Annotated in this window: 18 protein-coding genes; 8 read left to right on the top strand and 10 right to left on the bottom strand. The window is 65.0% G+C overall.

The window, feature by feature from the left end; genetic code table 11:
• The 4 genes from ACE3S9_RS02685 to ACE3S9_RS02670 form a co-directional block, all read left to right on the top strand.
• A partial coding sequence (locus tag ACE3S9_RS02685; RefSeq protein ID WP_374544886.1) for a CidA/LrgA family protein occupies nt 1-328 on the top strand: 328 nt, incomplete at its 5' end.
• Nucleotides 328-1,059: an LrgB family protein gene (locus ACE3S9_RS02680; RefSeq protein WP_374544885.1), complete on the top strand. Its 732-nt coding sequence runs from the start codon at nt 328-330 to the stop codon at nt 1,057-1,059. The genes ACE3S9_RS02685 and ACE3S9_RS02680, both read left to right, overlap by 1 nt.
• 463 nt (nt 1,060-1,522) lie before the next feature.
• Nucleotides 1,523-5,230, top strand: a complete 3,708-nt coding sequence (locus ACE3S9_RS02675) for a vitamin B12-dependent ribonucleotide reductase (RefSeq protein WP_374544884.1) — start codon at nt 1,523-1,525, stop codon at nt 5,228-5,230.
• Between the two features lie 159 nt (nt 5,231-5,389).
• Complete coding sequence (locus ACE3S9_RS02670) at nt 5,390-6,532, top strand: saccharopine dehydrogenase NADP-binding domain-containing protein (protein ID WP_374544883.1); 1,143 nt, start codon at nt 5,390-5,392, stop codon at nt 6,530-6,532.
• 110 nt (nt 6,533-6,642) lie between these two features.
• On the opposite strand, the gene ACE3S9_RS02665 is transcribed toward ACE3S9_RS02670, so the two are convergent.
• On the bottom strand, nt 6,643-6,864 hold the full coding sequence (locus ACE3S9_RS02665; RefSeq protein WP_374544882.1) for a hypothetical protein: 222 nt from the start codon (nt 6,862-6,864) through the stop codon (nt 6,643-6,645).
• A gap of 312 nt (nt 6,865-7,176) precedes the next feature.
• On the opposite strand from ACE3S9_RS02665, the gene ACE3S9_RS02660 reads away from it, so the two are divergent.
• Nucleotides 7,177-7,479 carry a hypothetical protein gene (locus tag ACE3S9_RS02660; RefSeq protein WP_374544881.1) on the top strand — a complete coding sequence of 101 codons (303 nt, stop codon included), beginning with the start codon at nt 7,177-7,179 and terminating at the stop codon, nt 7,477-7,479.
• Nucleotides 7,480-7,654: 175 nt separating this feature from the next.
• Here ACE3S9_RS02660 and ACE3S9_RS02655 read toward each other — a convergent pair whose 3' ends face one another.
• A complete protein-coding gene (locus ACE3S9_RS02655) occupies nt 7,655-7,876 on the bottom strand; it encodes a hypothetical protein (RefSeq protein ID WP_374544880.1) in 222 nt (73 codons plus the stop codon).
• Between the two features lie 417 nt (nt 7,877-8,293).
• Nucleotides 8,294-9,742, bottom strand: coding sequence for a helicase HerA domain-containing protein (locus tag ACE3S9_RS02650; RefSeq protein WP_374544879.1), 1,449 nt, complete (start codon nt 9,740-9,742; stop codon nt 8,294-8,296).
• A 225-nt stretch (nt 9,743-9,967) separates the two neighbouring features.
• Between ACE3S9_RS02650 and ACE3S9_RS02645 the strand changes: the two genes are divergently transcribed.
• The gene (locus ACE3S9_RS02645; RefSeq protein WP_374544878.1) at nt 9,968-10,474 is read left to right on the top strand and encodes a DUF3280 domain-containing protein; all 507 of its coding nucleotides are present in this window, start codon (nt 9,968-9,970) and stop codon (nt 10,472-10,474) included.
• Nucleotides 10,475-10,543: 69 nt separating this feature from the next.
• Here the strand turns inward: ACE3S9_RS02645 and ACE3S9_RS02640 are convergent, their stop codons facing one another.
• Both ACE3S9_RS02640 and ACE3S9_RS02635 read right to left on the bottom strand, forming a co-directional pair.
• Complete coding sequence (locus ACE3S9_RS02640) at nt 10,544-11,923, bottom strand: carbohydrate porin (protein WP_374544877.1); 1,380 nt, start codon at nt 11,921-11,923, stop codon at nt 10,544-10,546.
• Between the two features lie 166 nt (nt 11,924-12,089).
• Nucleotides 12,090-12,881 (bottom strand): sulfite exporter TauE/SafE family protein, encoded by a 792-nt coding sequence (locus ACE3S9_RS02635; protein WP_374544876.1) that lies wholly within the window; start codon nt 12,879-12,881, stop codon nt 12,090-12,092.
• 251 nt (nt 12,882-13,132) lie between these two features.
• Here ACE3S9_RS02635 and ACE3S9_RS02630 point away from each other — a divergent pair, with 251 nt between their 5' ends.
• A complete protein-coding gene (locus ACE3S9_RS02630; protein ID WP_374544875.1) occupies nt 13,133-15,205 on the top strand; it encodes an elongation factor G in 2,073 nt (690 codons plus the stop codon).
• Between the two features lie 22 nt (nt 15,206-15,227).
• Here ACE3S9_RS02630 and ACE3S9_RS02625 read toward each other — a convergent pair whose 3' ends face one another.
• The 5 genes from ACE3S9_RS02625 to ACE3S9_RS02605 form a co-directional block, all read right to left on the bottom strand.
• The gene (locus ACE3S9_RS02625) at nt 15,228-17,039 is read right to left on the bottom strand and encodes an alkaline phosphatase family protein (RefSeq protein ID WP_374544874.1); all 1,812 of its coding nucleotides are present in this window, start codon (nt 17,037-17,039) and stop codon (nt 15,228-15,230) included.
• A 72-nt stretch (nt 17,040-17,111) separates the two neighbouring features.
• The gene (locus tag ACE3S9_RS02620) at nt 17,112-17,348 is read right to left on the bottom strand and encodes a zinc ribbon domain-containing protein (protein WP_374544873.1); all 237 of its coding nucleotides are present in this window, start codon (nt 17,346-17,348) and stop codon (nt 17,112-17,114) included.
• Nucleotides 17,349-17,400: 52 nt separating this feature from the next.
• Nucleotides 17,401-18,528: an ABC transporter permease gene (locus ACE3S9_RS02615; protein WP_374544888.1), complete on the bottom strand. Its 1,128-nt coding sequence runs from the start codon at nt 18,526-18,528 to the stop codon at nt 17,401-17,403.
• Nucleotides 18,528-21,290, bottom strand: a complete 2,763-nt coding sequence (gene rbbA / locus ACE3S9_RS02610; protein ID WP_374544872.1) for a ribosome-associated ATPase/putative transporter RbbA — start codon at nt 21,288-21,290, stop codon at nt 18,528-18,530. Before rbbA ends, ACE3S9_RS02615 begins: the two co-directional genes overlap by 1 nt.
• Complete coding sequence (locus ACE3S9_RS02605) at nt 21,287-22,408, bottom strand: HlyD family secretion protein (RefSeq protein ID WP_374544871.1); 1,122 nt, start codon at nt 22,406-22,408, stop codon at nt 21,287-21,289. The genes rbbA and ACE3S9_RS02605 overlap by 4 nt, the downstream gene beginning before the upstream one ends.
• A 196-nt stretch (nt 22,409-22,604) precedes the next feature.
• On the opposite strand from ACE3S9_RS02605, the gene ACE3S9_RS02600 reads away from it, so the two are divergent.
• The coding region (locus ACE3S9_RS02600) for a glutaminase (protein WP_374544887.1) at nt 22,605-23,451 on the top strand (847 nt) is incomplete at its 3' end.

Below are 23,451 nucleotides of genomic sequence, written 5' to 3'. Positions count from 1 at the left end.
CTGCCAATTGCTGGGCGAGTTTCTCGTCCGCGCCTTCGCCTTGCCGCTGCCCGGCCCGGTGCTCGGCATGTTCCTGCTGTTCGCCGCGCTGGTCGCGCGCGGCGGCGAGGGCGCCCGCGCCGTGCCGGCCCAGCTCGGCGCCGCCGCCGATGGTTTGCTCGGCCATCTCTCCTTGCTGTTCGTGCCGGCCTCGGTCGGGCTGATGCGCTATCTCGACGTATTGGAGGCCAATGCCGTGACTCTGATCGTCGCCATCGCGGTCTCGACAGCGCTCGCCCAGGCCGCCACCGCCCTCACCTTCCGCCTGCTCGCCAAGCCGGGGGCCTGATGACGTCCCTGCTCGCGCCCCACCCGGAAGTCTGGGTCTATCTCGCCACTAGCCCTTTGTCGTGGCTGACACTGACCCTCATCGCCTATGTCGTCGCCGACCGCATTTCGATGGCCTTCAACCGGCATCCGGCGGTCAATCTGGTCGCGATCGCCTCGCTTCTCATCATCCTGGCCCTCAAGGCGACCGGCACGAATTACGAGAGCTATTTCTCCGGCGCGCAATTCATCCATTTCCTGCTCGGGCCGGCGACGGTCGCCCTCGCCGTGCCGCTCTACCGCAATTTCGAGCGGGTGCGGGCCACCGCCTTGCCGATCGCCGCCTCGCTGCTGGTTGGCTGCGTCGTGGCGATCGCCAGCGTGGTGGCGATCGCCAAGGCCATGGGGGCCTCGCACGAGATCGCGGCCTCGCTGGCGCCGAAATCCGTGACCTCGCCCATCGCCATGGGCCTGGCGGAGCGGATCGGCGGCGCGCCCTTCCTGACCGCGGCCCTGGTGATCGCGACCGGGGTCTATGGCGCGATCATCCTGTCGCCGCTGATGCGCCTGCTGCGAATCAAGGATCCGGCGGCGGTCGGCATGGCGGCGGGCCTCGCCTCGCATGGCATCGGCGCCGCGCGCGCCTTCCATATCGATTCGACGGCGGGCGCTTTTGCGGGAATCGGCATGGGCCTCAACGGCGCCCTGACCAGCGTAATCCTGCCGCTGTTGCGGCCCTGGCTGGGTTTGTGACGCCGCCTGAAACGCCCTGCGCCAGCAGGCTGAAAAATGCAAAAACTTTCTTAAAGTTAATTGGAATTTGTCCCCAGAATCCCCAAATTGTAGTGTGACTGATAAAATCCAACACAATATCTTGACGCCACCTTGACGCCACATTCGAGCTGGCGTTAGCTTGGATCATCCCGGCGACGCGGTTCGCGCCTCCGGCGATCCGAAGAACCGGCGCAACCGGTTCGGGGCTCGCCGGTTAAGCGCAAGGACGGCGCCGCTCCGGGACAAGTGACGGACGCGCGCCCCGTGGGCGGCGGTCTTGCGCAGCTCTCATTTCAAGGCGTGTCGGTGCCGCGTTCGTCTGGCTTGGCCGGGGAGACCCTCCCCGCCTCCCGACGCATGCGGCCGTTCCGCCCCTGCGCGCATGACCGGCGAACGAATGACGCGCTGCGACAGGGCTATTCGGGGCTATCGGGGGAACAACATGCGGATCGAGCGGCACTATACCAAAGCGGGACAATCGCCCTATCAGGACATTGAATTCCGGCAGACCAAGAGCGAAATCCGCAATCCCGACGGCTCGACCGTGTTCGCCCAGACTGGCATCGAGGTCCCGGCCGCCTGGAGCCAGGTCGCCTGCGACGTGCTGGCGCAGAAATATTTCCGCAAGGCCGGCGTGCCGGCGCGGCTGAAGCGCGTCGAGGAAAACGCCGTCCCGTCCTTCCTGTGGCGCTCGATCCCCGATGAAGACGCCCTCGCCGCTCTGCCCGAAAAAGAACGTCTCGGCGGCGAAGATTCCGCGAAACAGGTGTTCGATCGCCTCGCCGGGGCCTGGACCTATTGGGGCTACAAGGGCGGCTATTTCGATACGGAAGAGGACGCTCAGGCCTTTTTCGACGAAATGCGCTTTATGCTGGCCCGCCAGATCGCCGCGCCCAATTCGCCGCAATGGTTCAACACCGGCCTGCACTGGGCCTATGGCGTCGATGGTCCCGGCCAGGGCCATTTCTATGTCGATTTCCGGACCGGCGAGCTGACCGCCTCCGATTCCGCCTATGAGCATCCGCAGCCGCACGCCTGTTTCATCCAGTCGGTCAAGGACGATCTGGTCAATGAAGGCGGCATCATGGATTTGTGGGTGCGCGAGGCGCGCCTGTTCAAATATGGCTCCGGCACGGGCGCCAATTTCTCCTCGCTGCGCGGCGAGAACGAGAAGCTTTCGGGCGGCGGCAAGTCCTCCGGCCTGATGTCCTTCCTCAAGATCGGCGACCGCGCCGCCGGCGCGATCAAGTCCGGCGGCACCACCCGCCGCGCCGCCAAAATGGTGGTGGTCGACGCCGACCATCCGGATATCGAAGCCTTCATCGACTGGAAGGTGCGCGAAGAGGAAAAGGTCGCGGCTCTGGTCGCGGGCTCCAAGATCCTGCGCAAACATATGAAGGCCGTGTTCCGCGCCGCCGTGAATTGCGAGGGCCCGGGCGACGATTGCTTCAACCCGGAGAAGAACCCGGCCCTGAAGCGCGAGATCAAACTGGCCCGCCGCGCCAATTGCCCGGACGGCTTCATCAAGCGCGTCATCCAGTTCGCGAAACAGGGTTTCCGCGATTTCGACCTGGCCGAATATAACACCGACTGGGATTCGGAAGCCTATCTGACCGTCTCCGGCCAGAACTCCAACAATTCGGTCCGCATCACCGACGGTTTTCTGCGCGCGGTCGAGCAGGATGGGGAATGGAAGCTGATCCGCCGCACCAATGGGACGGTCGCCAAGACGATCCCGGCGAGCGAGCTTTGGGAAAAGATCGGCTATGCCGCCTGGGCTTCGGCGGACCCCGGCCTGCAGTTCCACACCACCATCAACGACTGGCACACCTGCCCGGCCGGCGGCGAGATCCGCGCCTCCAATCCGTGTTCGGAATATATGTTCCTCGACGACACGGCCTGCAATCTTGCCTCGCTGAACCTGCTGCAATTCCGCGATCCCGACACCAAGACCTTCGATGTCGCGGCTTACGAGCACGCCGTGCGGCTGTGGACTCTGGTGCTCGAAATCTCGGTGCTGATGGCGCAGTTCCCCTCGCGTGAGATCGCCCGGCTCTCCTTTGACTACCGCACGCTCGGCCTCGGCTTCGCCAATATCGGCGGCCTGCTGATGTCGTCCGGCCTCGCCTATGATTCGGCGGAAGGCCGCAGCCTGTGCGGCGCGCTCTCCGCGATCATGACCGGCATTTGCTATGCGACCTCGGCCGAGATCGCGGCTGAGCGCGGCGCCTTCGCCCGCTACAAGGACAATGAAGAGGCGATGCTGCGGGTCATCCGCAACCACCGCCGCGCGGCCCACGGCCAGAGCGAGGGCTATGAGCAGCTCGCGGTGGCGCCGGTGCCGCTCGACGCCGTCTCCTGCCCCGACCAGACTCTGATCGCCCACGCCCGCGCGGCCTGGGACAAGGCCCTCGAACTCGGCGAGCAGCACGGCTATCGCAATGCGCAGGTCAGCGTGGTCGCGCCGACCGGCACGATCGGCCTCGTGATGGATTGCGACACGACCGGCATCGAGCCCGATTTCGCGCTGGTGAAATTCAAGAAGCTCGCCGGCGGCGGCTATTTCAAGATCATCAACCGCGCCGTGCCGGAGGGCCTGCGCGCGCTCGGCTATGGCGAGGCGCAGATCGCCGAGATCGAGGCTTACGCCGTCGGCCACGCCAGCCTGAAACAGGCGCCCGGCGTCAACGAAACCACCCTCGCCGCCAAGGGCTTCACGCCCGAAAAGCTGGCCGACGTCGCCAAGGCTTTGGCCGGCGCCTTCGACATCAAATTCGTGTTCAACAAATTCGCGCTCGGCCCGGATTTCCTGGTCAACACCCTGAAAGTCCCGGCCGAAAAGCTCGACGACCCGGCTTTTGAGCTGCTGCCTTTCCTCGGCTTCACCAAGGCCGAGATCGAAGCCGCCAATGTCCATGTCTGCGGCGCGATGACGCTCGAAGGCGCGCCGCATCTGAAGACCGAGCATCTGCCGGTGTTCGATTGCGCCAATCCGTGCGGCCGCACGGGCAAGCGCTATCTCTCGGTCGAGAGCCACATCCGCATGATGGCGGCGTCGCAGCCCTTCATTTCGGGCGCGATCTCCAAGACCATCAACATGCCGAACGACGCGACGGTCGAGGAATGCAAATCGGCCTATCTGCTGTCGTGGCGCCTCGCGCTCAAGGCCAATGCGCTCTATCGCGACGGCTCCAAACTGTCGCAGCCGCTCAATGCGCAGCTCATCGCGGATGACGAAGAGGACGACGAGGACGCGTTCGACGCCTTCATGGCCCAGAGCCAGCCGGCGCGCGCGACCCAGATCGCGGAGCGCGTGGTCGAGCGGATCATCGAACGCGTCGAACGCCGGCGCGAGCGCGAAAAGCTGCCCGACCGCCGCAAGGGCTACACCCAGAAAGCCGTGGTCGGCGGCCACAAGGTCTATCTGCGCACCGGCGAATATCAGGATGGCCGCATCGGCGAGATCTTCATCGACATGCACAAGGAAGGCGCCGCCTTCCGCAGCCTGATGAACAATTTCGCCATCGCCATTTCGGTTGGCCTGCAATATGGCGTGCCGCTGGAGGAATATGTCGACGCCTTCACCTTCACCCGCTTCGAGCCGGCGGGTTTCGTGCAGGGCAATGACGCGATCAAGAACGCGACCTCGATCCTCGATTACGTGTTCCGCGAACTGGCGATCTCCTATCTCGGCCGCAACGATCTCGCCCATGTCGACCCGTCCGACATCGGCCATACCGCGATGGGCACGGGCGACGAACAGGGCCGCGCGCCGCAAAGCGGCGCCGCCAACCAGACGACCAAATTCGTCTCGCGCGGCCTCGTGCGCGGCAAGACCGACAAGCTGATGCTGGTGCAGACCACCAGCCCGGCCGAACCGGCTCGGGCGCCGGCCGTGGCGGCGGTCAGCGTCGGCGCGACCGCCCTCAAGGGCGACGCCCTCGCCGAGCCGACCTCGCCGAGCGTGCTGGACACGCTGACCTGGACCCCGCCGATGAAACTGCCCGACGAAGCGCTCGACAAGCGCGCCGAAGCGCGGATGAAAGGCTATATCGGCGAAGCGTGTCCTGAGTGCGCGAATTTCACGCTGGTGCGGAATGGGACTTGTTTGAAGTGCGATACTTGTGGGGCGACTACCGGGTGTAGCTGAGTGCTGAAAAGGCGAACGTGGCCTTTCCGCAAATAGAGTGATTCCTTACGCAAGCCGGAATTTGAATTTTCTGCAGCGTTGAAAACAAAGCAAAAAGCCGGCGGAACAATCCGCCGGCTTTTTGCACATCTTCACTGCCCCGCCGAAAGAGCCAAACCGATGACCGAACACAGAATCTTTCTCGTCGGCGCAACCGGCGTCTTCGGCCGCAGGCTCGCGCGCCAGCTCGCACGAATAGAGAATGCGATCCTTATCGTGGCGAGCCGGGATGCTGACCGGGCGAGGGCTCTGGCAGAAGCGCTCCGCAGCGAGTTTCAAAGCCAAGGTGTAGACGGCGTGGGTTTCGACAAAACCACAGACCTCGACCACCTCAAAACGTTCGCGCCATGGCTCGTCATCGATGCTTCTGGCCCCTTCCAGGGCGGCGACTATGCGCTGGCCCGCTCCAGCCTCGAAGCCGGCGCGCATTTCATCGACCTCGCTGACGCGCGCGACCATGTGCTCGGCTTCGCCGGCGCTCTCGACGGCCTCGCCCGCGCGAAAAACGTCGCCGCCGTGACGGGAGCGTCCTCGACTCCTGCCCTGTCCTCTGCCGTCGTCGACGAACTCGCCGAAGGCTGGAGGCGCATTGACGCGATCGAGGCCGCTATCACGCCAGGCGGCGCGAGCGAAGTCGGCATCAACGTCATCGAGGCGATCCTATCCTACGCCGGCCGGCCGATTCCGATCTGGAGCACTGGTCGCCTGAGCCAAATCCGCGGCTGGGGCACAGCAGAAAAATGGAACATTCCCGGCCTTGGCCAACGCTGGGTGTCTCCGGTCGAAACGCCAGACGCTGAACTGCTATCGCGCCACTTCAATGTGCGCGAGAGCGTCCGATTCCTGGCCGGGCTTGAATTTCCGCTGGAACATTTCGGCTTACTGGCGCTCTCCCATCTCCCGGGCGGAATTCCATCGCCGAAGGCCACAGCCAAAATCCTGCACGGCACCCGCCGCCTCACCCGTCCGTTCTGCAGCGACAAGGGCGGCATGGTCGTCCGCGTCTCAGGTCTTGACGACAATGGCGCGCCGACCTCCATGCAATGGAGCCTGCTCGCCGAGAACGACGACGGACCCAACGTGCCGACGCTCGCGGCGGTCGCGACTACGCGCGCCTTGCTGAGCAGCAGGATTAAGCCCGGGGCCCGGCCCTGTGTCGGGGTCGTCACTCTCGCGGAAATCGAGCGCGAGATGGCAAATTTCGCGATCTCGACACGGAGAGAGCCGTGGGGTGGTCTCCCCACGAAGCAAATCACAAAATGACTGCTTACGGAAAAAACGACAATTTCGCGGCGATGGCGCTCTCGCCGAAGAGCCACGCCACGAGATTGATCGCCCGGGTCGGCGCGGCTCACGACCGCGAGAAACGCCCCTCATACGCCAGCAAGGAATCTGCGGAAGGCCGCTTCCTGCCCCTCGGCCAGGCCAAGCGCGCCGCGCCGGGGTGAGGCGCGGAAGCGTTTGAGCGCGACGGCCTTGACGCTTTCGAAGCGGAACACGCCCTGATGCGGGCCGCAATAAACCACCGGCCGGCCCGCCGCGACTTTCGTCAGCGCGAGATCGAGATTGCTCGTCGTCACAAACGCAATCGTCATTGCCATCCGCCCGAGTTGCTCCGCCAAAGCCGCATCCGGGAGCCTGGGCCCCGTCATCCTACGGCCCTGGCGCCCCTCATCCCGCAGCCGCGACCCAGCCAAATGCGCGCCGATTAATCACCGGTCTGCGCCGCCCTTGAAGGGATTCCGACACGCCCGCGCACGGTCGCGGTGGCGAAGCTTTGGTCATCGGTTTTCCTCTCGATCATGCTAATTCTTGGGGCCTGGCGCGATGCGAGAGGGCATTGACCGTCGCGTCTGGCAAAACGGCCGTGAAGGCCGAATTGAATAATCGCCATAGGGACGTCAGAGATGATCCGTGAATTTCGATATAAGGGGGAAACCTTCCGCGTGAATGCGCATGGCATTCCCGGCCATGAGGAAGTCTTCATCATCCACCTAGTCGACGGCGAGGAAATGGGCGAAATCTCCATCGACCGCATGACCGAGGAGAACGACACCAGCGCGCCCATCGACGCGATTTGCGTCATGCTCTGCGATCAATTGATCATCGAACAGGATATTAAAGTGACCGACGCGAGTGCTGCTTTCCAGTGGGTCGAAGGCGAACGCATTCGCAATGTCCTCCCCAGCACGAGCAGGGCTCACGCGTAAGGCTTCGGGGGGGGGCTCGAGTCTCGAGACCAATTTGCCCTGCGATGAAACGGCGGCGAAAGCCGCCGTTTCCGTTGTGAGGCATGATATGAATTGCGCAATTCGCCAGCCGAGCGGCGCCGCCCGATCGCCGGCCTCACCTCGCCGCACGCTAATGTGGCGAGAAGACTCTTCCTTAAGCGCCAGCGAGGAATTTGCGGAAGGCGGCTTCCTGCCCCTCGGGCAGGCCGAGCGCGTTGCGCCGAGGCGAGGCGCGGAAGCGCCTGATGGCAACGGCCTTGGCGCTTTCGAAGCGGAATACGCCCTGATGCGGGCCGCAATAGACCACGGGCCGGCCCGCCGCGACTTTCGTCAGCGCGAGATCGAGATTGCTCGTCGTCACAAACGCAATCGTCATTGCCATCCGCCCGATTTGCTCCGCCAAAGCCGTTGGCATTCCGGGAATGCCTGGGCCCAGTCAAAACGCGCAAAACCGGAAAGACGACCAAGGCGACGATTGAATTCCGTCTTGTTCGAGGAATCCCGCCGGCGCGTAAATCCTGTGGCTGAAGCCTAAGATTGGACTTTCTTCATCGCAAACAAATATCAGTGGGCAAAACTTCACATCTGCGTGAGCTCAGCCGGGCGCCGCTGGCTTTGGCCGCACGCGTCGAACGGCTCCCACGTCATCGCGAGCGGAGCGAAGCGATCCACCCTGCGACGCTCCGCAACGTGGATTGCTTCGCCATAGCCCGTCGAAGGACGGGCGTCCTTCGACGCCCTATGGCTCGCAATGACGCGGGTAAGCGAGCGCCGGAAAATCTTCCGCCCTCGCCTAAGCCGCCGTCTCCAGCCCAAGCTCGGGAAAGGCGATGATCCGGCGCTGGTCGAAATCGGTGCGGGCGACGATCAGTTCGGTTTGCTCCAATTGGCCCAGCATGCGACGGGCGCGGCTGGGGGAGGCGCTACCGAAGAATTTCGCGATATCCTCGTCGCCGGGGCATGGCTGGCCCGCCACCGCCGCGCGGCTCAGATAGAGAAACACGCTCTGCATGTCGCCGGCGAGCCGCGCCGCCACATCGATCGCCCTGCCCCAGGCCTCCTCGTCGGCGCCCTCCGGAAACGCTTTTTTGGCGCGGAAAATCGTGATCCGGCGGCGGAAATCGCCGAGATCGGGCGTGAGCCGCCCAAGCCGGCGGATGCGGCAGCGCAGTTGGAAATCGCGGTGCAGCGCCTCGGCGCCCTGAAGCGCGGCCTTTTCCTCGCCCAGCATCTGGCCGAGGATGTCCTCGATGGCCGCCTCGCGCTCCTCCTCCGTCAGTTCCGGCGGCGGCGCGGCGATGGCCTGTGGCGGCGCCTCGATGCTGGCGAAGATTTCCTGCAGGCGCTCCGGCCTCGGCGCCAACGGGCGCGGCGGCGGCGCGGGGGTATCGCCCACCGCAAAAATCAGGCTTTGCAGCGCTTCGGCCTCATGCGCCTCCGGCAGCGGCAGCAGCTTGGGCGCGACGCCGCGATCCTCCGTCTCCACCCCGCCGATCTTGACGCGCAAAGGCCGCCGCGAAATCGCCGGCCCCAGCCCGACGAAGGCGCCGCGCTCGAGATCGCGGAACATTTCGGCCTGACGGCGCTCCATGCCAAGGAGATCAGCCGCGCGCGCCATGTCGATATCGAGGAAGGTGCGGCCCATCAGGAAATTGGACGCCTCGGCCGCGACATTCTTGGCCAGTTTGGCGAGGCGCTGGGTGGCGATCACCCCGGCCAGACCGCGCTTTCGCCCCCGGCACATCAGGTTGGTCATGGCGGCGAGGCTGAGGCGCCGGGCCTCATCGGAGCCGTCGGAGGCGGCTGCGGGCGCGAAAAGCTGCGCCTCATCCACCACCACCAGCGCCGGGAACCAGTAGTCGCGATCAGCGTCAAACAGGGCGCTCAGGAATTGCGCGGCGGCGCGCAATTGATTGTCGACTTCCAGCTCTTCGAGATTGAGCACCACCGAGACGCGATGCGTCCGCACCCGTGCGCCGATGGCCGCGAGATCGCGCTCGCATTCGGCGGCGTCGAGCACGAGATGGCCGTAGCGCGCGGCAAGCGAGACGAAATCGCCCTCCGGGTCGATGACGACCTGCTGCACGAAGCCGGCGCTCTGCTCCAGCAGCCGGCGCAGAAGGTGCGACTTGCCCGAGCCGGAATTGCCCTGCACCAGCAGGCGCGTGGCGAGAAGCTCCTCCAGATCGATCGTCGCCGGCGCGCCGAGCGCCGCCGCGCCAAGTTCAATACTGCGCCCCATGACGCCGAGGGCTCCAATTTCAATCGGGTTGGATGGGATAGCATCGGCGTGGCGTGGGACAAACCGGCGCGACGACGCCATTCACAATAAAATGCGGGCGCCGCGTACAGCCTCGCCCACCGTCATTGCTTCGCTTCGCTCGTAATGACGGACCGGAACCGCGCTTGCCACGCCGGTTCGCCATGCTAGCCTTGTCGGCGACCCCAAATCGTCGCCGGAGCCGACATGCGCGCCAGAAATCTCCTGTTTGCCTTCACGCTCGCCGCCGGCGCGTTGTTTTCGGCAGGCGCCGCTGTCGCCGACGACGCCAAAACCGCCGCCGTGTTCGACTCTGTCTTCGTCAACGCCTCGCCGCAGCCGACCTCGCCCGAGGAAACCGCGCGGGTCCAGCATCTCACGGCGGCGCTGAAACAGGCGCTGGAGAAATCAGGCCAATATCGCGTGGTCGATATCGCGCTGCTCCAGAAGGACCTCGACGGGATCAAGGACATTCACGATTGCAACGGCTGCGAGGCCGATCTCGCCAAAAAGGTCGGCGCGCAGGTGGCCGTGGTCGCCTGGGCGCAAAAGGTCAGCAATCTGATCCTGAATCTCAATATCCGCATCGTCGATGTCGCGACCGGCCAGACGCTCAAGGGCGGCAGCGTCGACATTCGCGGCAATAACGATCAGGCTTGGGATCGCGGCCTGAAATATCTGCTGGAAGAGCACGTTTTCAACGCCCGCCCCTGACGCCGTTCCGCAAACAAAAGCGCGGCGGAGCCGAAGCCGCCGCCGCGCCTTGAATGCAAGTGGGATGGATCAGAACGCCATCGAGGTGCGCACGCCGAGCACCACGGCGTCCTTCGCCGGGAATCCGCTGGCGTCAGCAATGTTGCCGCCCGGATGGAAGATGTACTGGAAGTCCGGCTGAATGGTCCAACCCGGCATCAGAGCGGCCTGATAGGTCACTTCGATCATCGCCTCGTAGTTCTGCACCGGATAGATCCCGGCGTCGAACTGATAGCCGCGCACCGCGTTCGAGATCTGCCCATAGGCCGCCGCCACGCCAAACACGTCGTCCGAACGGTTCGGAACCAGGCCGGCGAAGTTCAGGCCGCCTTCCAGATAGAAGCTCATCAGGTTGCGGTCGTCCGGCGCGCCCATCGCGCGGGCGAAGAAACCCACGCTCTTCGAGCCGTCGTCGGACAATTTCAGGATCTGCTGATCCCACAGGCCGTAAATGCCCCAATTGCCGCGCAACTGGCCGGGGTCGCCGCCGGTAAAGGCGATCGGCAGGCCGTTGACGTCGAAGCGCTCGTCGTTGAAATCGCCGAAATGTTCGTAGGCGCCGATCTTGATCTGGCCCGCGAGACCCTTGGAATCCTTGTCCTGATTATAGCGCCACTGGAATTCCTGCATCATCAGCGGCGAGGTGTCGAGCGCGAAGGTAGTGCCATAGGCGTTGCACTTCTGCGGATTGCCGATGCAGTTCTTGCCCGCCGGATCGCCGTTGTAGAGCGCCAGCAGCACGGTGAACGGATCGCTGTCGGAGCCGAGCTTCAGCCGCACGCCGGGGGTCGCCAGCGGATAAGCGGGGCCGCCGCCCGGCAGGTTGGCGGCGGTGAAGGCCGGCCAGCCGAAGGTGCCGTTGACGAACAAAGCGCCATATTTGCTGAGCAGGAATTCCGTGTCGGCGGCGAGCTGGCCGAAGCGGAACGCGGCCTTGCCGTCGAAGAACTTCTGCTCGTACCACAATTCGTAGAGGCGGACCGTGACCATGGCTTCGGTGTTGGTCACCGGCATCAGGCTGCCGACATAATCGCTGGTCAGGCCGCCGCCGGTGATCCAATAGCCGTTGGCGTGGATGGCGCCGCCCTTGATGCCGGCCAGCTTCTCCATATCGGCGTCGAGCACCAGTTCGAGACGGCCGTCATAGGCCGCGCCCTGCTTCTGGCCGCCCGACGGATTGCCGAACACGTCGCCGATATAATTGACCGCGACGCCGATGCCCTTGTCGGCGAGCTGCTTCTTGAAGGCCGCCACCGAGGCAAGCTGGGGAATCTGGTCCGTGATCGTCGGAGGCGGCGCGTCATCCGCGAAAGCCGCGCTCGGCAGGGCCACAAGAGCCGCCACAGCCGCGCCTCGCCAGTTTTTCGCGCTGGCCCTTGCGCCGCGCTGCGCGTCTGTTGACTTGCTCATTCTGATACCTTCCCTCGAAAACGCCCGGTCAACTCGATCCGGTCAAGCTGGGATTTAAGGTATCTGTTTCATAGCTTTGCGCCCAATTGAAACCCGGCAGTTTAGAATACTTCTAAAGGTCTTTGCGCGGGCTTGGTGCAAAAATGTGACAGTTCCGGCGTGGCGGTCACGACACAAGCTTGGCGCCGGCCAGAACCAAGGCGCCGGCGAGCAACAGGCGCAGAGCCCGATCCGGCAGCCGCCCCGCGAAATGGCTGGCGACCATGATGCCGGGAATGGAGCCGAGCAGGAGCGAAACCAGCATCGGCCAATCCACCGAGCCGATCGCCCAGTGGCCGGCGCCGGCGATCAAGGTAAGCGGCACGGCGTGAGCAATATCCGAACCGACAATGCGCAGGACGCTCATTTGGGGATAAAGCATCAACAGGACCGTCACGCCGATCGCCCCCGCCCCGACCGAGGAAATCGTGACCAGCACGCCGAGAACGACGCCGAGCAGCACGGTGAGCAGCGCGATCCGCCGCTCGGACAGGCGGGCGAACAAGGGCTGCGTCCGCGCTACCAAAGCCGGGCGGAACAGCAGGACGACAGCGGTCAGGAACAAGGCGCAGCCGAGAATGACGGAAATGGTCGCGCTGGAACGGCCGGATTGCGCGCCCCAATGGGCGAGCAGCGCCAGCGTGGCCAGCGCGGCCGGCGCGCTGCCCATCGCAAGCCGGCGCGCGACGGACCAGTCGATCGAGCCCTTGCGGTGGTGCACGGCGGAGCCGCTGATCTTGGTGATGCCGGCGTAAAGCAGGTCCGTCCCCACGGCGGTCGCCGGATGGACGCCGAACAGCAGCACCAGCAGCGGCGTCATCAGCGAGCCGCCGCCGACGCCGGTCAGGCCGACCAGGCTTCCGACCGCGAGCCCCGCGACCGTATAGGGAAAATGGATGAACTGACCGATCTGCATCATGGCGCCGCCGTCCTTCGGGCGAACTATGTAATTTCTACCTATAAGGTCAATTGATTTTTTTTATATAGATAGAATTTTTTCTGCTTTCCCGGTGACGCACGCTGCTTTGTCGCCGCAAAATCATTGGCTTTTGCCGCATCGCGTGAAATATTTGCGACAAGCCCGCCTGCCGCCCGCAGCGCGCCGGAATCGGCGCCGCAAAACAAGGGTCGGCGCGACAAAAGCGGCGGACGGACCGGAAGGAGCGAGCCATGAGCGAGACCCGTCACATCGACAAGAGAGTCAGCGGGCCGCGGCTCATCGCGATCGTCGGCCCGTTCCAGAGCGGCAAGACCACCCTGCTGGAATGTATCCTGGCCCGCGCCGGCGCCCTGTCCCGCCAGGGTTCGGTGCGCGACGGCTCCTCCGTCGGCGACAGCAGCGCCGAGGCGCGCGCCCACGCCGCCAGCGTTGAGGGCAATATCGCCTCGGTCGATTATCTCGGCGACCGCTACACTTTCATCGACATGCCCGGCTCGATCGAATTCGCCCATGAGGCGCGCAATGTGCTGCCGCTCTGCGACGCCGCGATCGTGGTCTGCGAGGCGGACGAGCGCAAGCTGCCGGCGCTTCGCCTGATCCTGCGCGAGCTCGAAGACCTCGGCGTGCCGCGCATCCTGTTCCTCAACAAGATCGACCAGGCCGCCCTGCGCATCCGCGAGACTCTGGCCATGTTGCAGCCGGCCTCGCGCACGCCGCTGCTGCTGCGCCAGATTCCGCTGTGGCAGAACGGCATCGTCACCGGCTTCATCGATCTCGCGCTGGAGCGCGCCTTCGTCTATCGCGAACACGCCCCCTCCGAAGTGGTGGACGTGCCCGCCGGCGAAATGCCGCGCGAGAAGGAAGCGCGCTACACCATGCTGGAAAAGCTGGCCGATTACGACGATTCGCTGATGGAGGAGCTGATCGCCGATATCGAGCCGCCGCGCGACCAGATCTTCGACGACCTCACCCGCGACCTGCGCGACGGCATTGTCGCGCCGGTGCTGATCGGCTCGGCCGAGGCCGGCCATGGCGTGACCCGCCTGCTCAAGGCGCTGCGCCACGAATCGCCGGGGATCGCCAAAGTCCGCGAGCGCCTTGGAATCGCCAATGAGGGCCCCGCCCTCGCCCATGTCGTGAAGACCATCCATACCGCCCATGGCGGCAAGCTCAGCTTCGCCCGCGTGCTGCGCGGCGCTTTCGCCGACGGCGCCGTGGTGAAGAACGCCAGGGGCGAGGACCGCATTTCGGGCCTGTCGCGCCTGATGGGCCTCGCCGGCTCGAAACAGAGCAAGATAGAGGAGGGCGATTGCGCCGCTTTCGGCCGGCTCGACCATGTCGCGACCGGCGACACATTCGGCGACGCCAAGAATGGCGTCGCCGCCCCGGCGGCCGCGCTGGTTCCGCCGCCGCAGCCGACCCACGCCATCGCCCTCGCGGTCAAGGACCGCAAGGACGAGGTGCGGCTCGCCGCCGCTTTGGCCAAGCTCAATGACGAGGATCCGTCGCTGATCTTCGTCCAGGACCAGCAGGCCGGCGAGCTGCGCCTGTTCGGCCAGGGTGAAATGCATTTGCGCGTCGCGCTGGAGCGGCTCGCGGCGCGGTTCGGCGTCACTGTCGAGACCCGCAAGCCGGGCGTGGGCTATCGCGAGACCATCCGCCATGCCGTTTCGGTGCGCGGCCGCCACAAGAAGCAGTCCGGCGGCCATGGCCAATTCGGCGATGTGGCGCTGGATGTCGGCCCCCTGCCCCGTGGCGACGGCTTCGCCTTCAACGAAACCGTTCACGGCGGAGCAGTTCCCAGGAATTATTTCGGCGCCATCGAGGAAGGCTGCAAGGACGCGCTGGAGACCGGGCCACTCGGCTTCCCGGTGGTGGACGTCGCCGTCACCCTCACCGACGGCTCCTATCACACGGTGGATTCCTCCGACATGGCCTTCCGCACGGCGGCGCGGCTCGGCGTGTCCGAGGCTTTGGCCAAGGCCGATCCGGTGCTGCTCGAGCCGATCCTGAATGTCGAGATCACCGCCCCGAGCGAGGATCTCTCGCGCATCACGGCGATCGTCTCGGGCCGGCGCGGCCAGATCCTCGGCTATGACGGGCGACCCGGCTGGGAAGGCTGGGACGTGCTCAACGCCCTGATCCCCGAGGCGGAAATGGACGGCCTGATCGTGGAGCTGCGCTCGGCCACCGCCGGCGTCGGCTTCTTCACACAGAAATTCGACCATCTCGCGGAAATCGTCGGCAAGACGGCGGACGCCATCGTCGCCCATCACAACGGGGCCAAGGCCCCGGCGCATTGAGGCGTTGGGCTTTGCGCGGGGGCTATTTCGCCTCGGCCGCCGGGAGGCCCAGCGTGCGACCCGGATAGCCCGCGACATCGAAATAAAGCGTCGGCCCGACCGACTGGAAGCGGACTTCCGTGACATGGCCGCTGGCGTCGGGCGCGGAGCGCAGCGCATCGCGCTTCCATTCCGGCATGGCGCCATTGGGCATGGCCTCGCCCAGCACCCGGCCGATCAGCTTGCCGTGATCCTTGATGTCGAGATCGAGCAGGCGCGCCACTGTCTTGCCGATATCGGCGTTGGAGGCCGGGGCCGGATCGATGAAGCTTTCCTTGAAGCTCGGGCCGAATGCCGCCATGATGTTCCGCGTGTCGGCGCGCGAGAAACTGCCGTGCATGCCCTGCCCCTGCTGCAGGCCGGTGTCGGCGACTTCGACGCCGCAGGTGGTCGGGTCGTCGCAACCCAAGGCGAAACTGCGAAAATTCACCGCAATCGCCGGCATGGGCGTCACGGCCGTCCCCTTGAGCGCGATGGCCGACAGCGGCAGCGTGCCGGGAATCGCGCCAAGATCGTCGTCCACAAACAGGCCGCTGACATAATCCTGCGCCGAAAGCAGCTCGACGATCCGGCGCGCCAGAGCCTGATCCTTTTTGGGCAGATAGATCAGGTCCGAGCCGCCATTGGCCGTCACCACCACGTCGGGCTGCGCCGGGTCGAGGCCGATCAGGCCATTGGCGCGGGTCGGGAAGGCGCCGGGCGCGACCAGCGCGCTTTTGGCGTCAGGATCGAACAAAGGCAGGCCGAGGCCGCGGGCGAGATCGATCGCGAGAAAACCCGGCGGCAGCAGATGAGCCGGCACGCCCGGAAAATTCTGCGTCGCGGTCCAGCTTGTCGCGCTTTCCTTGGAAATGGTCGAGAAGCCGTGATCGGAGGCGAGGATGACGTCGGTATCGCCGTCGAGCCCTTGCGCCTTGAGCGCCTCCAGCAAAGCCGCGAGATTGTCGTCCGCGTTGCGGATCCCGGCGAGCGAGGTCGGGCCATTGATGCCGGGGACGAGGCGCAGGAGGCTGTCGCCCTGATTGTGCTGGCTGCCGTCCGGATCGCGCGACCAGAACACCAGCACGAAAGGCTTGTCGCGCTCCTTGAAGATCGGCAGCGCGACCTTCGTGGCGACTTTCACGAAATAATCCTGCTGCTCGACATTGGCGACCAGCGTTCCCGGCTCATTGGCGTTGCCGGCGTTCCTGTTCGCGCCGCGACTTGGCGTCTTGTCCGGCAGACCGGCGGCCGCGAAGCGGGGCTTGAAGTCCTCGGGCACAGGCACGCCGGCGGGCGATCCCGTGCTGTCGTCGACGATCAGGGTCCCGCTGCCGTCGCGCCCCCAATGATCCATGATCAGAGCCGGTCCGAGCTTGCCGATGGTCGCGGTGGAAAACCCTTTCTGGCGCGCGGCGCGCAGGATGGTCTGCTCGTCGAGATAATCGCCGGCGAAATGTTCGTCGACGTCGCCGAGCACGGGATCGCTTTCGAGGAACGGCGTCACGCTGTCGCCGGCGCCGGGCACCGGGAAGCCGGTATAGATCGTATTGGAGAAATCGCCGTGGTCACCCGGATAATGGCCGGTCGCCATGCTCGCGGCATTGGGCGTGGTGAAGGTTGGAAACACCGAATGGCTGTTGGCGAAGGTGACGCCCTTGCGCATCAGCGCCGTCATGGCCGGGGCGGTCTGGTCGTTGACCATGCCGGGACGCAGACCGTCGGCGACGAACAGCACGACATTATGGGGCTTGGACTGGGCGGCGACCGGCAGGCCGAGCGCGAGCAACAAGGCGACGGAAAGGGCAAGGCGCATGAATGTCTCCTTGCCCGGAATTTGGCGGCGCGCCATGAAAAATTCGTGACGCTCCGAATGAAGCTTCCGCGCTTACTTCTTGAAACTATTGCGCTCCGACGTGCTGAAATTGCTCAGATCGCCGCCGCGCGCCGCCGCCGCGCGCCAGGATTTGCGGATCTTGTCCGATTTCAGATCGGGCGCGAGCCATGACGGCAGACGCTCCATCTTCTCTCCGCCGCAGGCCGGGCAGACAATCTTGTCGTCCGACCGCACCAGCAGTTCGGAATCCTTGTCGCAATCGGCGCAATGGTACGAATAGAGCGGCATTTTGGTCCCTCGACATGAATTGCCCGTAATTTAAGCAAGTTCCAGACCAGATTCAGGATGTGGATTGCGACGAGGCGCTGCGGAAACGCCAGAGGGCGAGCGCCAAAAAGATCGCGCCAATGCCCGCCACCGCGACAAAGCGCGGCCAGACGATGTCGAATCCCGCGCCGCGATAAAGGATGGACTGGGCGATGGCGACGAAATGGGTGGAGGGCGAGAACTGCATGACCGTGCGCAGGAAGGGCGGCATGGATTCCAGCGGCGTATTGCCGCCCGAAAGCAGGTTCAGCGGCACGGCGACGAGCAGATAGAGCAGGCCGAGCTGCGGCATGGTTCGCGCGATGGTCGCCAGGAAAATGCCGACCGAGGTCGCGAAGAACAGATAGAGCAGCACGCCGCACATGAACAGCGGGATCGAGCCTTCGATTGGCACGCCAAGCAGCCGCTTGACGACAAAGACCAGCGAGAGGCCGACGGCGCCCGCGATCACCAGGCTGTTCGCCCAGATCTTCGACATGGCGATCTCGAAAGGCGTCACCGGCATCACCAGGAGATGCTCCACCGTGCCATGCTCGCGCTCGCGCACCACGGCCGCGCCGGCGAGAATGATCGCCAGCATGGTGACGGAGCTAATGATGCCCATGACGCTGGTGAACCAGGCGGTGACGAGATTGGGATTGAAGGCGATACGCACCTGCTGGGCGATCGGCGCGGGCGCGGGCAGGTCCTGCCGCGTCAGGAATTTCATCACCTCATCGGTGAGAATCTGCTGGGCGTAGCCAGAGCCAATGCCCGCCTGGACCATGGCGGTGGCGTCGACATTGATCTGAAGCACCGGCTTGCGGCCGCCGACGAGATCGCGCTCGAAATTGGGCGGAACGTCCAGAATGAAAGTATAGGCCCCGGTGTTCATCAGCCGGTCGATATCGCCCGGCGCCACCGGAACCGCCGGCAGGAAATAGGGCGGCAGAAAGGCCCGCGCCAGCCGCGACGACAGCTCGGAATGATCCTCGTCGACATAAGCGATCGAGGCGTTGTGCAATTCCTGCGAATTGCTCTGCGCCTGGGCGACGATCGCCAGCGAGAAGGAATAGACCACCAGGCCGAGCAGCACCCAGTCGCGGAAGAAACTGCGCAGTTCCTTGGTTCCGAGCCAGTAGATATTGGCGAGCGTCTGCATCATTTCTCCTGTTTGCGCAGCAGGAGCAGGCTGACGAAGATCAACACCGGTGGAAACAACGCCAGTATGGCGAGATGGCGGCCGAGATCGGCGAAGCCGAGGCCCTTGGTGAAGGCGCCGACCGAAATCGGCAGGAAATAGGTCATGGGGAACAAGGCGCCCATGATCCGCCCCATGCCGGTAATGGAGGAGGCTGGCGTCGTCATGCCGGAGAACATGCTGGCCGGCAGCAGGGTCAGGATCGCGGTGCCGAACAAGGCCGCGATCTGGGTGCTGGTGAAGGCCGAAACCACCATGCCATAAGCGGTGGTCGCCGCCACATAGACCAGCGAGGCCAGCGCCAAGACAACGAAGCCGCCCTTGAGCGGCACGTCGAAAATGGTGATGGTGATCAGGAACATGACGAGGAAATCGACGAAGGCCAGCGCGATATAGGGCAATTGCTTGCCGAGCAGGAATTCCAGCCGCGACACCGGCGTCACATAGAGATTGGTGATCGAGCCCAGCTCCTTCTCGCGCACGATGGCGAGCGCCATCAGGATCGCCGGGATCAAGGCGAGCTGCAGCGCGATCGCCCCGGGCGCCATGGCGTAGATGGAATCGAAATCCTGATTGTAGCGGAAGCGGGTCTCGATCGAGGCCGGCGCGTCGCCCGCCTCCGCCATGCCGCGAATGGCGGGATCGCTGATGAATTGGAGATGGACGCCTTCGAGATAGCCGTGAATGGTTTCGGCGCGGAACGGCATGGCGCCGTCGATCCAGACCGACACTTCGGTCGGGCGTCCTCGTTTTATGTCGCGACCGAAGCCGGGCGGGATTTCAATGGTCGCGCTCACCGCCCCGCTCTTGAGGCGGGTGCGCAGGTCTTCCGCGTCCCGGATCGGCGGCTGCTCGATGAAGTAGGCCGAGCCGCGAATTTCGCTGGCATAGGCGCGGCTCAGGAAGGAATTGTCGCGGTCCAGCACGGCATAGGTCAGCGAATTGACGTCGGTCGTGATGCCGAAGCCCAGCACCAGCAGCAGCAATGCCGGACCGAACAGAGCATAGCCGAGCCGGATCGGATCGCGCGACAGCTCCAGAATTTCGCGGATCGTATAGGCCAGCATCCGGCGCGGGCTGAACCATTGATTTTTCCGCGGCCCGGCCGTGGCGAGCGGCGCCGGCTGTTCGGTCGGCCCGGCTTCGGCCCGCCCGGCGCCCGCCGTTTCCAAGTATGAAATAAAGGCGTCTTCGAGATTGGCGGCGCCCTTGGCCGCGACCAGGTCGGCCGGCGCGCCGGTGGCGAGAATCCGCCCGGAATCCATCAGCGAAATGCGGTCGCAGCGCGCCGCCTCGTTCATGAAATGAGTCGAGATGAAAATGGTCACGCCGTGGACGCGCGATTGTTCGATCAGCAGCCGCCAGAATTCATCGCGCGCCAGCGGATCGACGCCGGAGGTCGGCTCGTCGAGGATCAGCAATTCGGGCCGATGCACCAGAGCGACCGCGAGCGCGAGGCGCTGCCGGATGCCGAGCGGCAGGTCGGCCGCCAGCGCGTCGCGCTGGTCCTCCAGACCGAAGCGCGCCAGCAGATCGGCGATGCGGCTATGCGCCTCGGCGCGCGGCAGGTGGAACAGACGTGCGTGCAGGTCGAGATTCTGCTGCACGGTCAGTTCGGAATAAAGCGAAAAGCTCTGCGACATATAGCCGACCCGCCGGCGCGACTCCATGCCGCCCGCCTCCATGGTCTGGCCGAACAGCCGCGCCGTTCCCTCGGTCGCCGGCAGCAGGCCGGTCAGCATTTTCATGGTTGTGGTCTTGCCGCAGCCATTGGAGCCGAGAAAACCGAAAATCTCTCCGCGCCCGATGTCGAGATCGACATGATCGACGGCGGTGAAATCGCCGAACCGGCAGGTCAGGCCGCGTGCGGAAATCACCGGGCCGTCGCCGTCGCTCTGGCGCGGCGGAATGTCGAGCTTACGGGACTGCGCGCGCTCCTCTTCCGGCAGCAGCGCGACAAAAGCGTCCTCGATGCTGTCGGCGCCGGTGCGGGCCTTGATCTCGTCGGGCGCGCCGGTCGCGAGGATCTTGCCGGCGTTGAGCACGATGAGCCAGTCGAACCGCTCCGCCTCCTCCATATAGGCCGTCGCGACGAGGACGCTCATTTTTTGCGCGCCGCTCTGGCGTTCGCCAACCGCTTGCGCGGCCTGACGCATACGATCGACCAATTCCCAGAACTGCCGCCGCGACAGCGGATCGACGCCGGTGGTCGGCTCATCGAGGATCAGCAGTTCCGGGTCGTGGATCAAGGCGCAGCACAGGCCGAGCTTCTGCTTCATGCCGCCGGACAGCTTGTTGGCGGGCCGGTCGGCGAAGGGCGCGAGGCCCACGTCCCGCATGAGCTGCGCGATGCGCGCCATGCCCTCGGCGCGGTTCTGCCCATAAAGCCGCGAGAAGAAGCGGATATTCTCCGCGACCGTGAGATCGGGGTAGAGATTCTTGCCCAGCCCCTGCGGCATATAGGCGATGCCGTCGCAGGCGGCCGCGCGGAACCGGGCGTCGCCGATATCGCCGCCGAGCACATCCACGCCGCCATCCTGCAACGCCTTGGCGCCTGCGATCAGCCCGAGCAGTGTCGATTTGCCGACCCCGTCCGGCCCGACCAGCCCGACCATGCAGCCCGAGGGAATGTCGATCGACAGGCCGTCGAGCGCGACCGTCCGGCCATAGACATGGCGCAGGTGACGCAGGCGGACGACCGGCGCGCCCGGATCGAAACTCATTCCTGGCGTCCCCGCAGCGAATCCGGCCAGGCCTGCGCGTCGTCGGTCTTGACATAAGCCACGCCCGGCAGGCCGCTGCGCACCTCGCTCGCATGGGCGCGAGCGAGATCGGGATTGATCTTGACCCGCACGCGGAACATCAGCTTGTCGCGATCATTCTTGGTCTCGACCATTTTCGGCGTGAACTGCGCCTGACTGGCGAGGTAGGAGACTTTCGCCGGAATGGGCCGATCGGGGAAGGCGTCGAGCACGATGCGGGAATCGGCGCCGATCTTCACCTTGTCGGCGGAGAGCGTCGGCAGATAGACGTCCATATAGACATAGGCGGTGTCGAGCATGGTGAAGACCTTGCCGCCGGCCGCCAGCACCTCGCCGACATTGGCGAGGCGATATTCGATGCGCCCGACGCGCGGGGCGACCAGCTTGTTGTCGTCGATATTCACCTGGGTCAGGTCGACATCGTGCTGCGCCGCCTTGAGCGCGCTTTGCGCCTCGGTGACGCGATGCTCCGCCGCGATCTGGATCGCACGGGCGGCGTCGAGCGCCTGTTTGCGCTGGTCATAGACTTCATGAGTGGTGAAGCCGCTGGCGAGCAGCTTTTCGGCGCGCTCCATCTGCTGTTGCGCCAGCACGGTGGAACTGCGCGCCTGCTCCAGGGTGGCCTGCGTCTCCTCCACCGCCTTCTGCGCCTGCGCGACCTGCGCCTGCTGCTTTTGCAGGGTCTGGGCCATGTCGCGGGTGTCCATCACCGCCACGATCTGGCCGGCCGTGACGGGATCGCCCTCATCGGCGCGCAATTCGGCGATGCGGCCTGCGAATTTGGTGTCGATGTCGATCGGATCGGCTTCCAGCCGGCCATTGCCATAAACGATCCAGGCTGGAATGGCCGGCGCGCGATGAGCCTGCCAGATCGCGAAGGCGATGCCGCCGCCGATCACCGCGAGAATCGCCAGCCGCCGCGCCCAGACGCTGCGCCGGCTCGGCGGATGATGTTCGGTCACTTCATGCGCGGCTTCGGGCAGCCTGGCCGGCAATTGCGCGGGATTGCCAGCGCCCGCGACGGTTCCGGACGCCGGCTGGACCTCGACGGCCGTTTCCTTGTCATCACTCTGGTTCAAGGGAAAACCTCGCATTTCACGCGCGAGCCTAGACGCGCATAATGTTTATCGCCTTGATCTGACGCTATTGCGGCAAGGCAAATTCCGTTAGCCTGCCTCGGATTTGGCGCTCCGGCGCAGCTTGCGCAAGAGGCGTGCGCGGGAGGAATGGGAATTGCCGGATCTGCAAGAGATCGTCCACGAAATTGCGGACGAAATGGCGCGCCGCGACGACAGGGGCGACGTCGCGACCTATATCCCGGAACTGGCCCATGTCGACCCGGCCCGATTCGGGCTCGCGGTCGTCGCCGCCGACGGAACCCTCGCCTGCGGCGGCGATTGCGACATCCCCTTTTCCATCCAGAGCATTTCCAAGGTCTTCACCCTGACTCTGGCGCTGGGTCTGGCCGGCGATTCGCTGTGGCGTCGCGTCGGCCGGGAGCCCTCCGGCAACGCCTTCAATTCCATCGTCCAGCTCGAACTGGAAAAAGGCGTGCCGCGCAATCCGTTCATCAACGCCGGCGCGCTGGCCGTGACCGATGTGATCCTGAGCGGCCATCCGCCGCGCGAGGCCTTGGGCGAAATCCTGCGCTTCATCCGCTTCGCGGCGCAGGACGATTCCGTCTTCATCGACGAATCCGTGGCGCGCTCGGAAAAGGCCACCGGCTTCCGCAACGCCGCGCTGGCCAACTTCATGAAGAGTTTCGGTGTGTTGCGAAACCCCGTGGATTTCGTGCTCGGAACCTATTTCCACCATTGCGCCATCGCCATGACCTGCGAGCAACTGGCGCGCGCCGGGCGCTTCCTCGCCCATTCCGGCCGCAATCCCGACACCGGCTGCTCGATCGTCTCGGCCGAGCGGGCGCGGCGCATCAACGCCTTGATGCTGACCTGCGGCCATTATGACGGCTCGGGCGAATTCGCCTATCGGGTCGGTCTGCCGGGAAAAAGCGGCGTGGGCGGTGGCATTCTCGCCGTCGCGCCAGGCCAGGCCTCGATCGCGGTCTGGTCGCCGGGCCTGGACGAATCCGGCAATTCGCATCTCGGCCGCATCGCGCTCGAAC

The organism is Rhodoblastus sp. (assembly GCF_041915505.1).
GTDB lineage: Bacteria > Pseudomonadota > Alphaproteobacteria > Rhizobiales > Beijerinckiaceae > Rhodoblastus.
The sequence above is the reverse complement of the archived record's forward strand: the minus strand, read 5'-3'. Positions and strand labels throughout refer to the sequence as shown.

Excerpts from the sequence above, each read along its gene's own strand:
- ACE3S9_RS02680 (WP_374544885.1), top strand. The coding sequence starts at position 328 with ATGACGTCCCTGCTCGCGCCCCACCCGGAAGTCTGGGTCTATCTCGCC.
- ACE3S9_RS02675 (WP_374544884.1), top strand. The coding sequence starts at position 1,523 with ATGCGGATCGAGCGGCACTATACCAAAGCGGGACAATCGCCCTATCAG.
- ACE3S9_RS02670 (WP_374544883.1), top strand. The coding sequence starts at position 5,390 with ATGACCGAACACAGAATCTTTCTCGTCGGCGCAACCGGCGTCTTCGGC.
- ACE3S9_RS02665 (WP_374544882.1), bottom strand. The coding sequence starts at position 6,864 with ATGACGATTGCGTTTGTGACGACGAGCAATCTCGATCTCGCGCTGACG.
- ACE3S9_RS02660 (WP_374544881.1), top strand. The coding sequence starts at position 7,177 with ATGATCCGTGAATTTCGATATAAGGGGGAAACCTTCCGCGTGAATGCG.
- ACE3S9_RS02655 (WP_374544880.1), bottom strand. The coding sequence starts at position 7,876 with ATGACGATTGCGTTTGTGACGACGAGCAATCTCGATCTCGCGCTGACG.
- ACE3S9_RS02650 (WP_374544879.1), bottom strand. The coding sequence starts at position 9,742 with ATGGGGCGCAGTATTGAACTTGGCGCGGCGGCGCTCGGCGCGCCGGCG.
- ACE3S9_RS02645 (WP_374544878.1), top strand. The coding sequence starts at position 9,968 with ATGCGCGCCAGAAATCTCCTGTTTGCCTTCACGCTCGCCGCCGGCGCG.
- ACE3S9_RS02640 (WP_374544877.1), bottom strand. The coding sequence starts at position 11,923 with ATGAGCAAGTCAACAGACGCGCAGCGCGGCGCAAGGGCCAGCGCGAAA.
- ACE3S9_RS02635 (WP_374544876.1), bottom strand. The coding sequence starts at position 12,881 with ATGATGCAGATCGGTCAGTTCATCCATTTTCCCTATACGGTCGCGGGG.
- ACE3S9_RS02630 (WP_374544875.1), top strand. The coding sequence starts at position 13,133 with ATGAGCGAGACCCGTCACATCGACAAGAGAGTCAGCGGGCCGCGGCTC.
- ACE3S9_RS02625 (WP_374544874.1), bottom strand. The coding sequence starts at position 17,039 with ATGCGCCTTGCCCTTTCCGTCGCCTTGTTGCTCGCGCTCGGCCTGCCG.
- ACE3S9_RS02620 (WP_374544873.1), bottom strand. The coding sequence starts at position 17,348 with ATGCCGCTCTATTCGTACCATTGCGCCGATTGCGACAAGGATTCCGAA.
- ACE3S9_RS02615 (WP_374544888.1), bottom strand. The coding sequence starts at position 18,528 with ATGCAGACGCTCGCCAATATCTACTGGCTCGGAACCAAGGAACTGCGC.
- rbbA (WP_374544872.1), bottom strand. The coding sequence starts at position 21,290 with ATGAGTTTCGATCCGGGCGCGCCGGTCGTCCGCCTGCGTCACCTGCGC.